11 protein-coding genes are annotated in these 16,899 nt (G+C 71.8%); 7 read left to right on the forward strand and 4 right to left on the reverse strand.

Translation table 11 applies throughout. The annotated features are described in order from the left end of the window. Positions 1-130: 130 nt before the first annotated feature. On the reverse strand, positions 131-1,966 hold the full coding sequence (locus tag ACFY3V_RS21415) for an AMP-dependent synthetase/ligase (RefSeq protein WP_362897291.1): 1,836 nt from the start codon (positions 1,964-1,966) through the stop codon (positions 131-133). A gap of 179 nt (positions 1,967-2,145) precedes the next feature. Between ACFY3V_RS21415 and ACFY3V_RS21420 the strand changes: the two genes are divergently transcribed. After that, positions 2,146-3,645 (forward strand): peptide MFS transporter, encoded by a 1,500-nt coding sequence (locus ACFY3V_RS21420; RefSeq protein WP_389775576.1) that lies wholly within the window; start codon positions 2,146-2,148, stop codon positions 3,643-3,645. A gap of 61 nt (positions 3,646-3,706) precedes the next feature. Next, positions 3,707-4,312: a trimeric intracellular cation channel family protein gene (locus ACFY3V_RS21425; RefSeq protein WP_350947707.1), complete on the forward strand. Its 606-nt coding sequence runs from the start codon at positions 3,707-3,709 to the stop codon at positions 4,310-4,312. 72 nt (positions 4,313-4,384) lie between these two features. Here the strand turns inward: ACFY3V_RS21425 and ACFY3V_RS21430 are convergent, their stop codons facing one another. Next, complete coding sequence (locus tag ACFY3V_RS21430; protein WP_389775579.1) at positions 4,385-5,821, reverse strand: PLP-dependent aminotransferase family protein; 1,437 nt, start codon at positions 5,819-5,821, stop codon at positions 4,385-4,387. A gap of 75 nt (positions 5,822-5,896) precedes the next feature. On the opposite strand from ACFY3V_RS21430, the gene ACFY3V_RS21435 reads away from it, so the two are divergent. From ACFY3V_RS21435 to ACFY3V_RS21455, 5 genes are all read left to right on the forward strand, one after another. Further along, on the forward strand, positions 5,897-6,541 hold the full coding sequence (locus ACFY3V_RS21435) for a hypothetical protein (RefSeq protein WP_362897394.1): 645 nt from the start codon (positions 5,897-5,899) through the stop codon (positions 6,539-6,541). Positions 6,542-6,550: 9 nt separating this feature from the next. Continuing rightward, positions 6,551-8,311 carry a glycoside hydrolase family 15 protein gene (locus ACFY3V_RS21440; protein ID WP_350947709.1) on the forward strand — a complete coding sequence of 587 codons (1,761 nt, stop codon included), beginning with the start codon at positions 6,551-6,553 and terminating at the stop codon, positions 8,309-8,311. A gap of 170 nt (positions 8,312-8,481) precedes the next feature. Next, positions 8,482-8,736, forward strand: coding sequence for a hypothetical protein (locus ACFY3V_RS21445; protein WP_362514121.1), 255 nt, complete (start codon positions 8,482-8,484; stop codon positions 8,734-8,736). Positions 8,737-8,917: 181 nt separating this feature from the next. After that, a complete protein-coding gene (locus tag ACFY3V_RS21450) occupies positions 8,918-10,804 on the forward strand; it encodes a dynamin family protein (protein ID WP_362897294.1) in 1,887 nt (628 codons plus the stop codon). 58 nt (positions 10,805-10,862) lie between these two features. After that, positions 10,863-12,788, forward strand: coding sequence for a dynamin family protein (locus ACFY3V_RS21455; protein ID WP_362897295.1), 1,926 nt, complete (start codon positions 10,863-10,865; stop codon positions 12,786-12,788). 133 nt (positions 12,789-12,921) lie between these two features. On the opposite strand, the gene ACFY3V_RS21460 is transcribed toward ACFY3V_RS21455, so the two are convergent. Together ACFY3V_RS21460 and ACFY3V_RS21465 are read right to left on the reverse strand one after the other, a co-directional pair. Further along, positions 12,922-15,594, reverse strand: a complete 2,673-nt coding sequence (locus ACFY3V_RS21460) for an Hsp70 family protein (RefSeq protein WP_362897296.1) — start codon at positions 15,592-15,594, stop codon at positions 12,922-12,924. A 346-nt stretch (positions 15,595-15,940) separates the two neighbouring features. Next, complete coding sequence (locus ACFY3V_RS21465; protein WP_362897297.1) at positions 15,941-16,870, reverse strand: hypothetical protein; 930 nt, start codon at positions 16,868-16,870, stop codon at positions 15,941-15,943. Positions 16,871-16,899 lie beyond the last annotated feature (29 nt).

Genomic DNA, 16,899 nt, shown 5'->3' on the forward strand with positions numbered 1-16,899 from the left:
ACACACGCCCCGTTGGGCAAAGCGGGGACCGGCCGCCGTGACCGTTCTCCGGCAGGGCCCCGCGCCCGGGAGGGAGGGTGCCCGGCGCCCGGCGACGGCGGGCGCCGGGCGGCTCGTGGACGGCCCGCGATCAGCTCTCGTACATGCCGTCGATGATCTCCGCGTACCTGGAGTGGATGACGCGGCGCTTGAGCTTCAGGCTCGGGGTGAGCTCCGCGCTCTCGGCCGTCCACTCCACCGGCAGCAGGCGCCAGCGCTTGACCTGCTGGACGCGGGCCAGCTTCTCGTTGGCGGCGGCGATCGCGCCCTCGACGGCCTTGAGGACGTCGGGGTGCTCGGCGAGGTCGGCCAGGGTGGTGAACGAGATGCCGTTGGCCTGTGCCCAGCCCGGGGCCACCTCGCCGTCGAGGGTGAGGATCGCCACCGGGTACGGCCTGCTGTCGCCGTAGGCGAGGGCCTGGCCGATGAGCGGGTGCTCCTTGAGGTGGTTCTCGATGTTGGCCGGGGAGATGTTCTCCCCCCCGGAGGTGATGATGAGCTCCTTCTTGCGGTCGACGATGCTGACGAAGCCGTCCTCGTCGATGGAGCCCACGTCTCCGGTGTGCAGCCAGCCGTCCTCGTCGAGGAGTTCGGCGGTGGCCTCGGGGCGCCCGAGGTAGCCGCGGGTGTTGGCCGGGCTGCGGGTGATGATCTCACCGTCCTCGGCGATCCTGACCTCGACGCCGGGACCCGCCTGCCCGACCGTGCCGAGCTTGAAGCGCTCGGGGGCGTTCGCGGTGAACGCGCCGGTCGTCTCGGTCATGCCGTACACGTCCAGGATCCGCAGGCCGAGACCGGCGAAGAAGCGCTGGACCTCCAGCGGCATGGGCGCGGCCGCGGTGGCGAGCCAGCCCGCGTTGTCGAAACCGATCATCGACCGGATGATCGAGAGCAGGGCGGCGTCGGCCTGCTCGTAGGCGGCCAGGACCTCGGGCGAGGGGGTGCGCCCGTACTGGTTGGCCTCGACGTAGGCGAGCCCGGCGGCCATCGCCCCGCGCACGCCCTCCTGCTGCTCCTCCGGCTGGGTCGCCAGCAGTGCCTGCAGGCGGGCCATCATCTTCTCCCACACGCGTGGCACGCCGAAGAACAGCACCGGCTTGACCTGGCCGAGGGTGGCGCCGAGCTGGGTGAGGTCGGTGCAGAAGTGGGTGTGGGAGAACTTGAAGAGCGGCAGGTAGAGGCTGAGCACCCGTTCGGCGATGTGCGCGTAGGTGAGGTAGGAGATCTGGGTGCCGTTGTTGGGCAGGTCGGCCATCCGGGTGGTGGCCACGACCTCGAAGAACACGTTGGAGTGGGTGAGCGGCACGCCCTTGGGGTTGCCGGTGGTGCCCGAGGTGTACAGGACGGTGAGAACGTCGTCGGCGGTCACCGCCCGCCAGCGGGCGTCGACGGCCTCGGGGTCGGCGGCGAGCGTCTCGCGGCCGAGGGCGAGGAAGTCGTCCCAGGAGAGGAAGCGGTCGCCGGCCGGGGCGCCCTCCAGCACGATGACCTTGCGCAGCCCGGGGAGTTCGTCCAGGACCGGCTCCCACCTGGCCAGGTCGGCCGGTCCGCCGAGCACCGCGATCCTCGCCCCGACGTCACCGGCCACGAAGGCCACCTGCTCCGGGGCGAAGGTCGAGTAGACCGAGCAGGACACCCCACCGGCGTGCACCGCGCCCAGGTCCGCCAGCACGTGCTCGCTGCGGTTGACCATCATGAGCGCGACCGCCTCGCCGGGCTCCAGCCCGAGGGCGGCGAAACCGGCCGCGATCTCCAGGACCCGCTGCCTGGCCTGGGAGTATGTCAGGGTCGACCAGCCCCCCTCCACCGGGTCGGAGTACGCCGGCGCGTCGGGGTTGCTCTCGGCCGCCTCCTTCAACTGATCGCAGACCGTACGGCCCGCGATCTCCCGCTCGATCGCCGCACGCTCCTCAAGGACACCGGCCATGACGTGCCTCCTGAAAGTGTTCACTTGCACGAGTGGCATGCATCGCACCACACGCCGTTCCCCTCGGACAACCCCTGCGAGAAAGAAGAAACGCCCCGTCGCACCGCCGTCTTTCCCGCGCGGGCAGGGGATGTACGTAGAGTTAGCCTCTGATCACGCGATGACGTTCGGGGGGACGCATGCCATCGGGGAGACGAGTTCGCGAGAAGACCTTCTTCGGGCACCCGCGCGGCCTCGCCACGCTGTTCGGCACCGAGATGTGGGAGCGCTTCAGCTGGTACGGCCTGCGGGCCATCCTCGCCACCTTCATGGCCGCCTCCCCCGCCACGGGCGGCCTCGGGCTGACCCAGCAGACCGCCCAGGCGATCATCGGCATCTACGGCGCCCTCATCTATCTCGTCGCCCTGCCCGGGGGGTGGATCGCCGACCGGATACTCGGCGCCCGCAGGGCGGTGCTGTGGGGCGGCGTCGTCATCATGTTCGGCCACATCAGCATGGCCGTCCCGGTCAGCGGCGGCGTCTTCGTCGCGCTCGGCCTGCTCCTCATCATCGCCGGGACGGGGTTGCTGAAGCCCAACATCTCCACGATGGTCGGCAAGCTCTACCCCCCGAACGACGACGCGCGCAGGGACGCGGGCTTCTCGATCTTCTATCTCGGCATCAACATCGGCGCCTTCGTCGCCCCCATCGTCGTCGGCCGGCTCGCCACGGGCGACCGCTGGCATCTGGGTTTCGGCGCGGCGGCGGTCGGGATGGCCCTGGGCCTGACCCAGTACGTGCTGGGCGCGCGCCACCTCATGGGCGTGGGCGAGCGGCCCGGCCACCGGCTGACCTCGCGCGAGCGCCGGCACTTCGCCCTCGCCCTCGTCGCGGCCGTCCTCGTGGCGGGTGGCGCCCTGGCCGCGTGGGTGGCCTCGGGCACTTTCAGCCTCGACACCTTCGCCCTGGTGATGACGCTGCTCATCGTGGCCGTGCCGGTCCTCTACTTCGGCTACATCCTGCTGGGCAGCCACAACCTGACCGACGACGAGCGCTCCCGGATGAAGGCCTACGTCTGGCTCTTCGCCGCCGCCGCCGTCTTCTGGATGATCTACGATCTGGCCCCGTCCGTGCTGCTGTTCTTCGCCCAGAACAACACGGACCTGTCGCTCTTCGGCCTGTCGATCACCCCGGCGACCACCCAGGCGTTCAACCCGTTGTTCATCATGATCTTCGTGCCGGTCTTCGCGGCGCTCTGGGTCCGGCTGGGAGACCGGGTGACCGCTCCCCACAAGTTCTCCCTGGGACTTCTCATCAACGGCCTCAGCTTCATGATCATGGCTCTCGCCGCCATGCTGGCCCAGGCCGGGAGGATCTCGGTGTGGTGGCTGGTGCTGGTCTACCTCGTCCAGGTCTTCGGGGAGCTGGCGCTGAGCCCGGTCGGGCTCTCGGTCACCACCAAGCTCGCCCCCGAGGCGTTCAAGAGTCAGATGCTCGGGCTGTGGTTCCTCTCCTTCTCGGTGGGCGACGCGGTGGGCGGGCAGACGGGGCGGCTGAGGAACCACATGTCGGAGCCCGCGTACTTCCTCACCCTCGCCACGATCTCCATCGTGGCGTCGCTGGTGCTGTTCGCGTTCGCCGGCAGGCTGCATGCGATGATGCGCGAGCATCGGACGCCGAGCACGGCTCCGCCACGCTGATGGCCCCTTCGATCCCACGGAAAGCCCATATGTCCGGTCATGGGATGATTTATCTGTGAATATGGTGCTCGATCTCGTCGGGATCTTCGTCTTCGCCCTCTCGGGCGCCCTCGTCGGTGTACGCAGGCGGCTCGACGTGGTGGGCATGGCCGTGCTGGCCGAGATCACCGCGCTGGGCGGCGGGATCCTGCGCGACCTGATCCTGAACGTACGGCCCGCGGCCTTCTCCAGTGTCGGCTACGTGGTCGTCCCCCTGGTGGCCACGGTGATCGTGTTCTTCTGGCATCCGCACGTCGAGCGGGTGATGCCCGCGGTGAACGTCTTCGACGCCGCGGGACTCGGCCTGTTCTGCGCGGTCGGCACCGAGAAGGCGATGTACTTCGGCCTCACCCCGCTGCACGCCGTCCTGCTCGGGGTCACCACCGCGGTCGGCGGCGGCATCCTGCGCGACATCCTCGCCGGGCAGATCCCCACCCTGCTGTACGACCGCCAGTTGTACGCGGTGCCCGCCATGCTCGGCTCGGCACTGATGGCGTCGCTCTACACCCTCGCCCTGCACGGCTGGCCGGCCACGCTGTCCGCCGCACTCCTCGCCTTCGGGCTGCGGATCGCGGCCATGCGGCTGAAACTGCGGGCCCCGCTGGCCAGGGGCGTCACCTCGGAGTGAGCCGCGCGCCCCGCCCTGCCGCAGAGTGCCCCGTCGGCCCACTCGCCGCCTCGCGGGGATTCACAGGGCCGTTCACAGGGCCGGAGTGAGGGGTTCGGCGGGCCGGGTGCCGTACGCGCCCCTGATCCTGGCCTCGGCGATGCGCCGCACCGCCTCGACGAGGACCTGAGGTGGGTGGGTGAAGGGGAGGCGGAGTCTCCCCTCCAGGGTGCCGTCCACGCCGAACCACCGGCCGGGGGCGAGACGAACCCCCTGGCAGGCGGCCGCGTCGGCGAGCGCGGTGGCTGTGGGGCCGGAGAGCCGCACCCAGATGGAGCCGCCACCCGCGGGCAACGTGAAGCTCCAGTCGGGCATGCGCGCCGCCAGCTCCGCCGCCAGGACGTCCCTGGAGGCGCCGAGGAGACGGGCCCGCTCGGTCCTGGCCTCCTCGATGTCCTCGAACAATCCGGCCACCACCAGTTGCTCGAAGAGAGGGCTCGCGATGTCCACGGAGGCGCGGAGCATCGCCAGGTGACGGACCGTGGCGGCGGTGGTGCGGATCCAGCCGATGCGCAACCCGCCCCACCACAGCTTGGACGCCGATCCGATGGTGATCACTCTGCCGTCGGTGTCGAAAGCGGCCAGCGGCGTGACCTCGGGCCCCTTGTCGATCGCGAGCTCGCCCCAGCTCTCGTCGACCACCAGAGTGGTGCCGTACCGCCTCGCCGCGGCGGCCAGGGCCGCCCGCGCGGTGTCGTCCATCAGATGCCCGGTCGGGTTCTGGAAGTCGGGGATGACGTACGCGAGGCGGGCGGCCGACTGGCGCATCGCACAGGTCAGCAGGTCCAGGTCACGCCAGCCCTCGTCCGGCACGCCGACCGGGACGATCCTGGCGCCGCGCATCCTGGCCAGGCCAATGACGTGCGGGTAGGTGGGCGACTCCAGCAGCATCGGGTCTCCCGGCGAGAGCAGCATCGCGGTCACCAGGTGGATGGCCTGCTGGGCGCCGGTGGTGACGAGGATCTGCTCGGGCCGGGTGGCCACCCCGCGCGCGGTGTAGCGGGCCGCGATCGCCTGGCGCAGCGGAGCGATCCCGACCGGGTCGTAGCCCATGCCGAGTGTGTAGCGGGGATACTGGCCGGCGGCGGCGGCGATCGCGTCGGGCAGCGACGAGATCGCGCTCGGGGCCGCGGCGTGCAGCGGCAGCAGCCCGTCGTCCACGGCGGCGATCCACGGGTTGTCGGCGCCCAGCGAACCCGCGTCGGGCAGCGCGGTCCAGCTCCCCGCCCCCTGCCTGCTCTCCAGGTATCCCTGCTCGCGGAGCAGGTCGTAGGCCGAGGTCACGGTGGTGCGGCTGACGCCCAGGGCCTCGGCGAGGTGCCGCTCGGCGGGCATGCGCACCCGCACGGGCAGTCGCCCGTCGAGGACCAGCGACCGCACGGTCCTGGCCAGGGCCCGGTAGTACGGCCTGGCCGCGGGGTCGATCGCGAGGAGGCGGGCGAGCTGGGTACCGCTGAGATACCGGTCCATGGTGGCCATCATAAAACCACTTCTCGAAATTGGCCCTTTCAATCCGGCCACGTGGACTGGACGATTAACGCCATCATGAGCGAACTCTCCCTGTCCACCGTCGCCTCCCTTCCCAACCGGCTCACCCGCCTGTACACGGGCCTCGCCCTCTACGGCGTCGGTGTCGGCCTGCAGATCGAGTCGCGGCTGGGCGGCAGCCCCTGGGACGTCTTCCATCAGGGGCTCTCCATTCACATGGGCCTCTCGATCGGCACCTGGATCATCATTGTGGGCGCCCTGGTCATGCTGCTGTGGATCCCGCTGCGGCAGAGACCGGGCGTGGGCACCCTCAGCAACGTCGTCTTCCTCGGGCTGTTCGCCGACGCGGCCATGTGGCTGCTACCGACCCCGGACGCGCTCGCCGTGCGCTGGACCTACCTCCTGCTCGCCGTCGTGGCCACCGGCGCGGCGACCGGCCTCTACATCGGCGCCGGGCTCGGCCCCGGGCCACGCGACGGCCTGATGACCGGACTGAACCGTCTCGGCCTGTCCATCCGCCTGGCGCGCACCGTCATCGAGGTCACCGTGCTGGTGGCGGGCTGGCTGCTCGGCGGGACCGTGGGGGTGGGGACGCTGGTCTTCGCCCTCGCCATCGGGCCGCTGACCCAGTTCTTCATGCCCAGGACGCGGCCGGGCGCCCGGTTTCTCCGGAGGCCGCCACAGACCGTGCGGAGGCATTAGCGTCGAGGCATGTGGATTGAGGACTACGCTCTCATCGGCGACATGCAGTCGGCGGCCCTGGTCGGCCGGAACGGCTCCATCGACTGGCTTTGCCTGCCGCGCTTCGACTCGCCCTCCTGCTTCGGGGCGCTGCTCGGCGACAGGGAGAACGGCCAGTGGTGGATCGGTCCCGCGCACGCCGAGCGGCCGCGCGCCACCCGGCGCCGCTACCGGGGCGAGTCCCTCATCCTGGAAAGCGAGTGGGACACCCCGGACGGCACGGTCAGGGTGACCGATTTCATGCCCACCCGGCACACCAACCCCGACCTGGTGAGGATCGTGGAGGGCGTGTCCGGGACGGTGCGGATGGCCACAGAGATCCGCGTCCGCTTCGACTACGGCCGCATCGTGCCCTGGGTGCGCCGCAGCGACGGCCTCCTGCAGGCCATCGGCGGACCCGACTCCGTGTGGCTGCACTCCCCCGTCCCACTGGAGGGCGGCGACTACGCCCACCGGGCGAAGTTCGAGGTCTCCGAGGGCGACAGCATGGCGTTCGTCTTCACCTGGCACCCCTCGCACGAGCCCAGGCCCGTCGAGATCGACCCGTACGAGCAACTGGCCGAGACCGATTCGCTGTGGGCCGAGTGGGTCGAGGGGTGCACCTACCAGGGGCCGTGGCGCGAGGCCGTGGTCCGCTCGCTCATCACGCTCAAGGCGCTCACGTACGCCCCCACCGGCGGCATCGTCGCCGCCCCGACCACCTCGCTGCCCGAGGACCTCGGCGGCGTCCGCAACTGGGACTACCGCTACTGCTGGCTGCGCGACGCCACCATGACCCTGGACGCCCTGATCGGCGCCGGATACCTGGAGGAGGCGGGCGCGTGGCGGTCCTGGTTGCTGCGGGCCATCGCGGGCCGCGCCCAGGACCTGCAGATCATGTACGGCGTCGCGGGGGAGCGCAGGCTGACGGAGCAGGAGCTCGACTGGCTGCCCGGCTACGAGAACTCCCGGCCGGTCAGGATCGGCAACGGCGCGGTCGACCAGCTCCAGCTGGACGTCTACGGCGAGGTGATGAACTCCCTGCACCTGTCCCGCATCTCGGGCCTTGAGGCGGATCACCGGGCGTGGACCCTCCAGTACGAGCTGATCGCCTACGTCGAGAAGCACTGGGAGGACGCGGACGAGGGGCTGTGGGAGGTCCGCGGCCCGCGCAGGCACTTCGTCCACTCCAAGGTCATGTGCTGGGTCGCCGTCGACAGGGCGATCAAGCAGGTGGAGTCCTTCGGCAAGTCCGCCCCGCTGGCGCGCTGGAAGGAGCTGCGCGACCGCATCCACGCCGAGATCTGCGACAAGGGCTTCGATCCGGTGCGCCGCACCTTCACCCAGTCGTACGGCTCGCAGGAGCTGGACGCGGCCCTGCTGCTCATCCCGATCGTCGGCTTCCTGCCCCCTGAGGACCCCCGCGTGGTCGGGACGGTGGAGGCGATCCAGCGCGAGCTGATGGTCGACGGCTTCGTGCTGCGCTACCCGGTCTCCCCCGACAACGACGTGGACGGCCTGCCCGGCGGTGAGGGCGCGTTCCTGGCGTGCAGCTTCTGGCTGGCCGAGGCCCTGGCGATGATCGGCCGCAAGGACGAGGCCGTCGAGTTGTTCGAGCGCCTGCTGGCACTGCGCAACGACGTCGGCCTGCTCGCCGAGGAGTACGACCCCCGATACGGCCGGATGGTCGGCAACTTCCCACAGGCGTTCAGCCACGTTCCGCTGATCCACGCCGCCCGCGCGCTCAGCTGAGCCGACACCCCTCAAGCCCTTTCATCCCAATTCATCCCTTTTGCTCCGAATAAGTCGTGACGGACAGCCGACTTTTCGGAAATTTGCTAAGAAATCTGGGATCTGGCTGCAACAATCCGGTGCGATCGTGACTCTCACCCGATGTAACACCACCGGAAAGGAACGAACCAATGAGCGATTTCGACGTGACCACCACCGATCTGGTCGACTACGACGGCGACGGGAGCACCGACGCCCAGCTGATCGACGTCGACGGTGACGGTCTCGCCGACGAGGAGCGCTACGACATCGACGGTGACGGCGTCACCGACGTCGTCTACCTCGACCACGACGGCGACGGCTACATCGACGAGACCCGCGTCGACCTGAACGGCGACGGGGTCGCCGACTACACCGAGACCGTGGGCCCCTTCCCGACCGTCTGACCGAAAGAGAACGGCACGAGCCCGTGTGATCTCACCGAGAGGGGACCCGGATCCGGGTCACACGGGCGGGCCGACGAGGAAGGCTTGCGATGAGGACGCGACCCGCGTTCCCTCCCCCGTTCCCGGTCCGGGCGACGCCCGCCGAGAGCGGGAACACGCCGGGCGGCCGGGACGGTGAGGTGTGAACACCGGACCGGCGGACCTGCTGCGCCGCCTGTGCGACACCACCTCGGCCAGGCTTTCCGGCGCCGAGCTGCGCGAGCGGGTGGGGCAGGTGCGCGCCGGCCTCGACGCGCCGCTGCGGGTCGCGGTGGCGGGCGCGGTGAGCAGCGGCAAGTCGACGCTGGTGAACGCGCTGCTCGGGCTGCCCGTCGCCCCGGTGGACGCCGGTGAGTGCACCTTCGTGGTCACCCAGTACGAGTACGGCGAGGACGACGGCCACATCACGATCGAGCTCACCGACGGCGGGGTGGCCCACTCCCGGCTGCTGCCGGGGCACCGGCTCCCCTCCGAGTTCGGCGTCGACGTGGCCGGGATCCGACGCCTGCGGGTCACCCTGAACCTGCCGTCGCTACGCACGATCACCATCGTCGACACCCCCGGTATGAACACGGTGACGGCCGCCAACGAACGGGCGGCCAGAAGCATGCTGTTCGGCTCGGGAGACGAGGACGACCGCGCGCAGGCGATGATCTACGTGCTGCGTTACGTCCAGAAATTCGACGACACCACCCTCGCCGAGTTCCGCGGGCTCACCGACGCCTGCGGAATGAGTTGTGTCAACACCCTCGCCGTGCTCGGCCAGATCGACCGGCGCGGCGACGAGGACGACCCGTGGCCGACCGCGAGGCGGCTGGCCGCCAAGGGGTACGCGGACCTGCGCACCTCCGTCTTCGACGTGGTCCCGGTGATCGGCCTGCTCGCCGAGACCGCGCGGGCCCGCCCGCTCGGTGCCGAGGAGGCCGAGGCCCTCACGGCGCTGGCCGGGCTCGACGAGGACGACCTGGAGGACTACCTCCTGGACCTGGACGACTTCCGCTCGGCGCCCGAACTGCCCGTACCGGCCGAGGTGCGGCACCGGCTGGTGGAGCGGCTGCACCGCTACGGCATCACCAGCGCGGTGGACGCGGTGCGCGCGACCGGATCCGCCGACCCCGAGGCGCTCTCCGCCCACCTGCTGGAGCGCTCGGGCTACTCCTCCGCCGGCCGGGCCGCGACCGGCTCGGTGGCCGCGGGCATCGCCCACTTCGCCCGCCGCGCCGACCAGCTGAAGGCACTCGACGCGCTCACCCGGCTTCGCGCGATCGCCCGCACACCCGCGATGGGGGCCGACCGCGCCACCCTGGACGCGCTGGCGGCCCAGCTCGACGAGAACCGGCCGATCGCGACCTCCCTGGGCGGCCTGCGGATCTTCACCGCCGCCGAGGCGCTCGGCCGCGGCGCGCTCGTGCTGAACGAGGAGATGACCGCCGAGCTCCTGCGCCTCGCCCGCCACGACGACCCCGCCGGACAGCTGGGCCTGCCCGCGGGAGCCCCGGCCGCGGAGATCGCCGCCGCGGCCACGGCGGCGGCGATGCGCTGGCGCACCCTCGCCATGATGAGCGAGGGCAGGACCGGCGGGCACCGGGCCAGGGACGTGCTGACCGTCCTGGAGGACCTCGTCTCGGCGGCGCTGGACGAGGTGGCTCTACAGGAGGCGGCTCTGGAGGAGGCGTCGAACGGGGCCGCGCGGGACGGGCGGGCGTCCTCCGCGAGTGCCGGGGGCGCCGAACCGCTCCCGGTGGTCCGGGTGGACCCCGCCGCGATCGAGGCGCTGCGGGCCTCCCCGATGGTCCCCGCCGACGACCGGCGGGCCCTGGAACTCCTCCTTTCCGGATCCGAGCTGGCCACCCAGCTCGGGGCGCCGCCCGGGGCACCGCGCGCCGAGGTCGCGGGGTACGCCGCCGCCCTCAGTGCCCGGTTCCGCACCCTCACCCACCGGCCGCTCTCCCTGCGGCAGCGGCGGGCGGCCGAGACGCTGTGCGAGGCGTACGAGACCATCTGGTCGCACTACGGCGACGGTTCCTGAGTACGGCCCCGGCCCATCCCCCGCGACACCCGACCATCCCCGACAGGAGAGCACGACCATGACGACCCCCGACCCGGCAGGCCCCGTGGCCAGGCTGCTGCGCTACGCCAACGAGGTCCACGCGCTGGCCGGGCAGTGCGGCAGGAAGGACCTCGCGGAGGTGCTGGCCGCGTGCGCGGGCCGATGGAAGGACGAGTGCACCGACATCGTGGTCGCCGGGGCACAGAAGCGCGGCAAGAGCCGGCTGCTCAACACGCTGGTGTCCCACCCCGACCTGCTGCCCGTCGACGCCGACGTCGCCACCAACTGCTTCCTGTCGCTGCGGCGCGGCCCCCGGCTCGCCGCCGTCGTGCACCGCGGCACCGACGCGGGGCCGGTCGAGATGCCGATCACCATCGAGTCGATCCCCGACTACGCCTCGATGCGCGGCGACGCGGGCAAGCGTCGCGACGTCGTCAGTGTCGACATCACCCTCGACAACCCGCTGCTCGACGGTCTGCGGCTGCTCGACACCCCCGGCGTGGACAGCCTGACGGTGGGCCACCGGCAGGTGACGGTGGCCATGCTGCAACGGGCCGACGCGCTGTTGTTCACGCTCAGCGCGCAGGACCAGCCGGTGCTCAGGCACGAGCTGGAGTTCCTCGCCGAGGCCGCCGAACGGGTCCAGGCGATCGCGTTCGTCCTGACGAAGGTGGAGGACTCGGCCAACTGGCGCGCTCTGCAGGAGGAGAACAAGACCCGCCTCGCGACCTTCGTCAACGAGGCGATCGCGGCGGACCCCCGCAGGGCGGCGACGCTCGCCCCGCTCCTGGAGGCGCCGTGGATCCCGGTGAGCGCCAAGCTCGCCGAGGCCGCGGAGGCCAAGCGGCGTGAGGGACGCACCGAGCGCGCCGACACGCTGCGGGCGCGCAGTGGCATGGACGTGCTGGAGCGGTACCTGCGCGGCTTCGCCGAGGGCAGGGACTCCGCGCGGGGCGCCACGGTGGTCGCCGCCGCGCTGTCGGTGCTGGCCTCGCTCGCGACCGGCGCGAAGGACGACGTCGCCGCGGGCTCCGACGACGAGGGCGACGTCACGGCCCGGCTCGCCGAGGTGGACGCCGGCCTGGCGGAGCTCGCCGAGCTGGCGGGGCGCCGCAGGGCGGGCGCGGTGGCCAACACCTTCCTCGGGCGCGAGGTGGCGGGCATCGTGGCGGCGCGGGTGTCCGAGATCCGCCAGCCGTACGAGAACACGATCGCCACGCTGAAAAAGCAGGCCCAGATCGACCAGTACATGGCGGAACTACCGGAAAGCGTGCAGCGCTCGCTGGAGGCGGCGTGGTCGCAGATCGTCTACGACGTGGAGAAGCTGTCCAGGACCACGCTGGACGCCTTCGCCCGCGATCTCGGCCTCGACCCGGTCGACCTGGCCACCGACGGGCGCGCGATGCCCAGCCTCTCGCAGGTCCAGGTCAGGGGCGATCTCGCCGCGGACGACCCCGGCAGTGTGGATCTGGTCCGCGACGTGCTGCCCTCGGCCTCGATCGGGTTGTCCCTGGGCGGATTCGCCACGGCCCTGCTCGGCCCGGTGGGCTTCATCCTCGTCGCCCCGGCCATCGGGGCGGCCATCTTCATGGGGCGGCGCTCGATGGAGAAGGTGCAGCGCAGCCAGGCGGCGATCAGGGGAGCACTGCGCGACCAGTTCTCGGTGGTCGCCAGGGAGATGACGCTCGACCTGGAGCGGATGGTGGCGACCTGGCGGGTGGGCGTCGAGCAGACCGCGGACGAGAGCCTGGCACGGCGCCGCAGGGAGCTGGAGACCAGGCGGGCCGAGCTGAAGTCCGCCTCCGCCCGCTCGGCCGCCGAGCGCCTCAAGGCTCGCAAGTCGGGCGAGGATCGCATCGCCGCGATCGGCACCCTCACCAAGCGCGGCGAGGAGCTTCGCAAGGAACTGGCCACCGCGGTGGCCGCCCTGGGCGCGGAACGGCCGGTGCCCGCCGCGACCTGACCGGGCATCTCCCGGTCGCGTGATCGCGGCCGGGGATCGTCCCGCCGTCCGTCCGTCGTTCCGGTGGCCGCCGGAACGACGGGCGACGCCGCCGCGGCGGTCTTCGTCCCGTCCGGCCGGGGGCCGCGAACGATCAGAGCGGCAGGTGCACCAGGGTGGCGGGCTGGTCGCGGGTGGCGCCGGTCGCGTCGGCGGGGCGGTGCAGGCAGAGCAGGCCGGTGGGAACCCGGGCGACCGGCTCGAACACCCCCGGCGTGCGGTGCACCTCCCGCGCCCCCGCCGGGGTGATGTGCAGCAGCCTGCTGCGCCCCGCGTCCAGCATGGTCATCCACATCGAGTCGCCGTCGGCGACGAACCTGGGGCGCTCCCAGCGATGCCGCGAGGTGAGGTGGCCGGCCAGGGTCGCCGACTGCTTGCCCATCAGGAACTCCAGCGTCTGGGAGCGCTGGTCGAAGATACCGACCGACCAGCCCCTCGCGGGGCTCACCTGGTCGGTGCCGACCGCGTAGATCTGATCGCCCGCCGGGAACCAGCGCAGCGCGCCGCCCCGGGGCCGCGGCATGATCAGCCTGGTCCTGCCGTCGGCGGTGTCGGCCTCCAGCCCCGCCGAGCCGGAGGTGAACCACCTGCCCCGGTGCAGGACCACTTGATGCAGCCAGCTCCGCCCCGGCTCGCGCACCGTCGGGCGCACGACACCGCCGGGGTCGACCAGGCACAGCACCTGCCACGGCCTGAAGTCCTGGTGCCTGTTCTGGAACATCGGCTTGTTGCTGCTGAACTGCCCGAGCACCACGGTGCAGCCCGGCGCGCCCACCGAGGGCGACGGCTCGCTGCCGCTGGGTGCCTCCTGGTCGAGCAGCCGGCGCAGCCTGTTGTCCTCGTTGAGGAACCACTGGGCGTACGGGCCCAGCTCGCGCGGCTGGGGGGCCTGGAACGCGAAGGTCCCGCCCAGGTCGAGCTCGATCACGGCCAGGCTGCCGGTCTCCCCCCAGGGCAGGCCCATCGTGGCGTCGACCGGGACGGGCTGCCGGGAGTTGAAGAAGACCCACGCCGTACGGCCGTGAACGATCACGGTCGGGTCGTCCCACATCTGTGCCGGGTGGGTGGCGCGAACGGCCAGGTCGGGGGTGAGGGTGCGGACCAGCACCTGCGCGGGCCCCACCTGTTCCACGGCCACGACACCTTCACCGGACGCGGCCCACTCCACGAGCCTGCCGAAGCGGAACTCCCTGTCGTGGCGGCCCCCGGTACCGTCGAGCCTGCGCAGCAGGTGGCCGCTCTCGAACGCCTGGTGGACGAAGACCCGGCCCGCCTCGGCCCGCGCCTCGAGCACGGCGTCCATGACCTTCTCGATCCCCTGGACGGTGGGCCCGCCCAGCGTGCCCCCCGTACCCGCGGCCGAGCCGGTGACGGCCCGGTGGCCGCCGGTGGCGCTGCCCCCGGGGCCGGCGAGCACCCGGTGGTCCCCGGTGGCACCGCTCGCCGGGCCGGTGAAGGCCCGCTGCGCCGCGGCCGGGGCGGCGACCGACGTGCCAGGCAGGTTGCCCCCGGCCCCGAGGGCGGCGCCACCCGCGAGGACCGGGGAATCCGCCACCTGGCCGGGGAAGGACCGCTGCCCCGCGCCGGAGAGCCGCCCGGCACCGGGAGGGACCGGATGACCGCCGGTGGCGGGCGAGACCGGATGGCCGCCGGTGGCGGGAGCGGAGCCCTTGCCCGGCTCGCGGTGTTCGACCTTGAGCTTCCAGGCCAGCTGCGCGGCGCCGTACGCGACCACGATCTTCGGGTCGTCGTAGGTCCTGACCCGCTCGCCGAAGCGCTCACGCACGGCCTTCTGGACCAGCGGCATCCTGCTGGGCCCGCCGGTCATGAACACCGCGGCCAGCTCGTCCATCTCGACCCCGGCGCCACGGATCGTCTCGTCGAGGATGTCCACCGTCCTGCGGATGTCCTCACCGATGAGATCCTCCAGGTCGGCCCTGGTGATGTGCACGTCCTCGTTGATGCCCACCACGTAGTGGGAGGAGGTGTCGAACTTCGACAGCGTCTCCTTCGCCTCCCTCGCCATCTTGAGCAGGTCGGCGGCGTAGCTGACGTAGCGACGTTCGGGGTTGGTCGTCACCTGCTGCCACCAGTCGGCGTCGATCCGCTCGATCTGGGCGCCGAGGAACGCGAAGACCTGCTCGTCGAAACCCTCGCCGCCGATCTCGTCGCTGCCCCCCGGCTCGCCGACGACCGCGAAGTCACCGCCGTCCACGGTGAGGACGGCCGCGTCGAACGTGCCGCCGCCCAGGTCGTAGACGGCGAGCCGCGACCCGCCGACCGCCCGCCCCGCGGACGCGAAGTATCGGGCCGAGGCCACGGGCTCGTCGATGAGCGCGATCCGCACCCCGCTCACGACCTTCCTCGCCGCCGCCAGCAGCACCGCCTTGCGGTCGGCACCCCAGGCCACCGGGTGGGTGAGCGCGATGCAGTCGGGGTCGGCGCCGTCGAACCGCCGACGCCCCTCACTGACGAACGGTTCGAGCAGCGCCGCGAGGGCGTCGGCCACGTCCACCGGGACGCCTCCGAGCAACATCCGCTTCCGGCCGACATAGCGCTTCGGGTTGCGTTCGACACGCTCGGGATTGGTCGCGATGCCCCGCTGGGCGACCCTGCCCGCCACGAGCGCCCCCCGCTCGTCCAGCATGACCGCGGAGGGAATGCGCCGCTCTCCCTCGACTTCCAGGACGTCGAAGCGTCCTTCCGCCGCTATCACCCCGGCGGAGAAACTCGTCCCCAGATCGACACCGAGGCACCACTGCGCCATGTCCACTCCTTTTGAACTCCTCCCCGGCCGGATCGACCGGAGACTCTCCCCTCACGTCGCGGTCAAGCGGCGCGAGGGGGTTCACGCCGCGCGGACCGGACAACCCCGGGGTCTCCGCGTCCCGACACCGGCGTTCCGACGGCGTTCGTAGATCCAGATCCCATCATTCCGCATCCGGCGACGACGGTCGGAGCACGAAAGGAAACGTTCGGGGACCGGAAAGGCGGGGCGGTCGCGTCCCCATCCTCTCGCGACCGCGCCGGTTCCGTCTCCCGCACGGTCCGCCGCGGCGCGAGAGGGCCCCGGAACGCGAAGGGCCGGGCGCGGGTGACCGTCTTCGCGGGGATCAGCCGCCGATGCCGCCGTCGGGGCGGACGGCCAAGGCGGCGATGACGCGGGCGAAGTCCGGCGGGGGCGCGACCACCAGCCGGGTCTGCCCGTCCTGACTGACCAGGTCGGCTCTGATCAGGGAGAGACGGCCGGCGTGCCACCAGTAGACCTGAGGGCTGAGCGCCCCGGCGCGCATGTCGAACTCCCGCTGGGCGAACAGCCGAAGCCGCTCGATCGCGCGGACCACGCCGATGCCCTCGACCGGGTGGACGATGAGCGTCGCCGGGTCGGGCAGGGCGACGAGGACCCCGTCGGAGGGAACCGGCAGGTAGTCGCCCAGCCTGCGGAGGTGGGCGGCGGCGCCCTCGGTGGGACCGGTGAGCCTGCGCACGGCCACCCCGCCGAGATCACCCTCGGTGACCGAGAGCCGCTCGTCCCCGCGCGCGTTCTCCAGGGCCAGGTCGAGGGCCTGGGCCGCGGCGATCGGCCAGCAGCCGACCTCCTCGGGGCGGACCGGGCGCCCGGCGTCGCCGTCACCGACGGTGAGCACCTCGACCAGGTCGGCGGTGAGGTGGCGCCCGACCACGCGGGCCGGATCCAGGTCGTCGTCGAGCTGGATGCGGGTGCGCAGCAGCGGGCGTACCTGCTCCAGGTCGCAGGCGTCGAACGGCTCGTCCACCGTGGCCAGGGTGTGCGATAGGTAAGCGGAGACGATCACCGGCCAGTCCTCGCGGGAACGCCTGAGAGCCTCGGCGCGCAGCCCGGCCAGGCGCACCACGACCCGGCGCGGGCCGGTGAGCGTGAGGGTCCCGCCGCCGGGGTCGAAGGAGCAGGCGTAGCCGAGATTGTCCGCGACCAGGGCGAGCAGGGAGTCGAGATCGACCTCTTCGACCGGACGCCTCGGCGTCTCGGTCCGCCGGTCACGGTGCCGCCGGAACAATCTCACGCGTGCGCCCCCTCTGCCGGTTTCCTCCT

Source organism: Streptosporangium sp. NPDC000095 (genome assembly GCF_042899335.1).
Lineage (GTDB): Bacteria > Actinomycetota > Actinomycetes > Streptosporangiales > Streptosporangiaceae > Streptosporangium.

Excerpts from the sequence above, each read along its gene's own strand:
- ACFY3V_RS21455 (WP_362897295.1), top strand. The coding sequence starts at position 10,863 with ATGACGACCCCCGACCCGGCAGGCCCCGTGGCCAGGCTGCTGCGCTAC.
- ACFY3V_RS21440 (WP_350947709.1), top strand. The coding sequence starts at position 6,551 with ATGTGGATTGAGGACTACGCTCTCATCGGCGACATGCAGTCGGCGGCC.
- ACFY3V_RS21435 (WP_362897394.1), top strand. The coding sequence starts at position 5,897 with ATGAGCGAACTCTCCCTGTCCACCGTCGCCTCCCTTCCCAACCGGCTC.
- ACFY3V_RS21425 (WP_350947707.1), top strand. The coding sequence starts at position 3,707 with ATGGTGCTCGATCTCGTCGGGATCTTCGTCTTCGCCCTCTCGGGCGCC.
- ACFY3V_RS21420 (WP_389775576.1), top strand. The coding sequence starts at position 2,146 with ATGCCATCGGGGAGACGAGTTCGCGAGAAGACCTTCTTCGGGCACCCG.
- ACFY3V_RS21460 (WP_362897296.1), bottom strand. The coding sequence starts at position 15,594 with ATGGCGCAGTGGTGCCTCGGTGTCGATCTGGGGACGAGTTTCTCCGCC.
- ACFY3V_RS21415 (WP_362897291.1), bottom strand. The coding sequence starts at position 1,966 with ATGGCCGGTGTCCTTGAGGAGCGTGCGGCGATCGAGCGGGAGATCGCG.
- ACFY3V_RS21445 (WP_362514121.1), top strand. The coding sequence starts at position 8,482 with ATGAGCGATTTCGACGTGACCACCACCGATCTGGTCGACTACGACGGC.
- ACFY3V_RS21430 (WP_389775579.1), bottom strand. The coding sequence starts at position 5,821 with ATGGACCGGTATCTCAGCGGTACCCAGCTCGCCCGCCTCCTCGCGATC.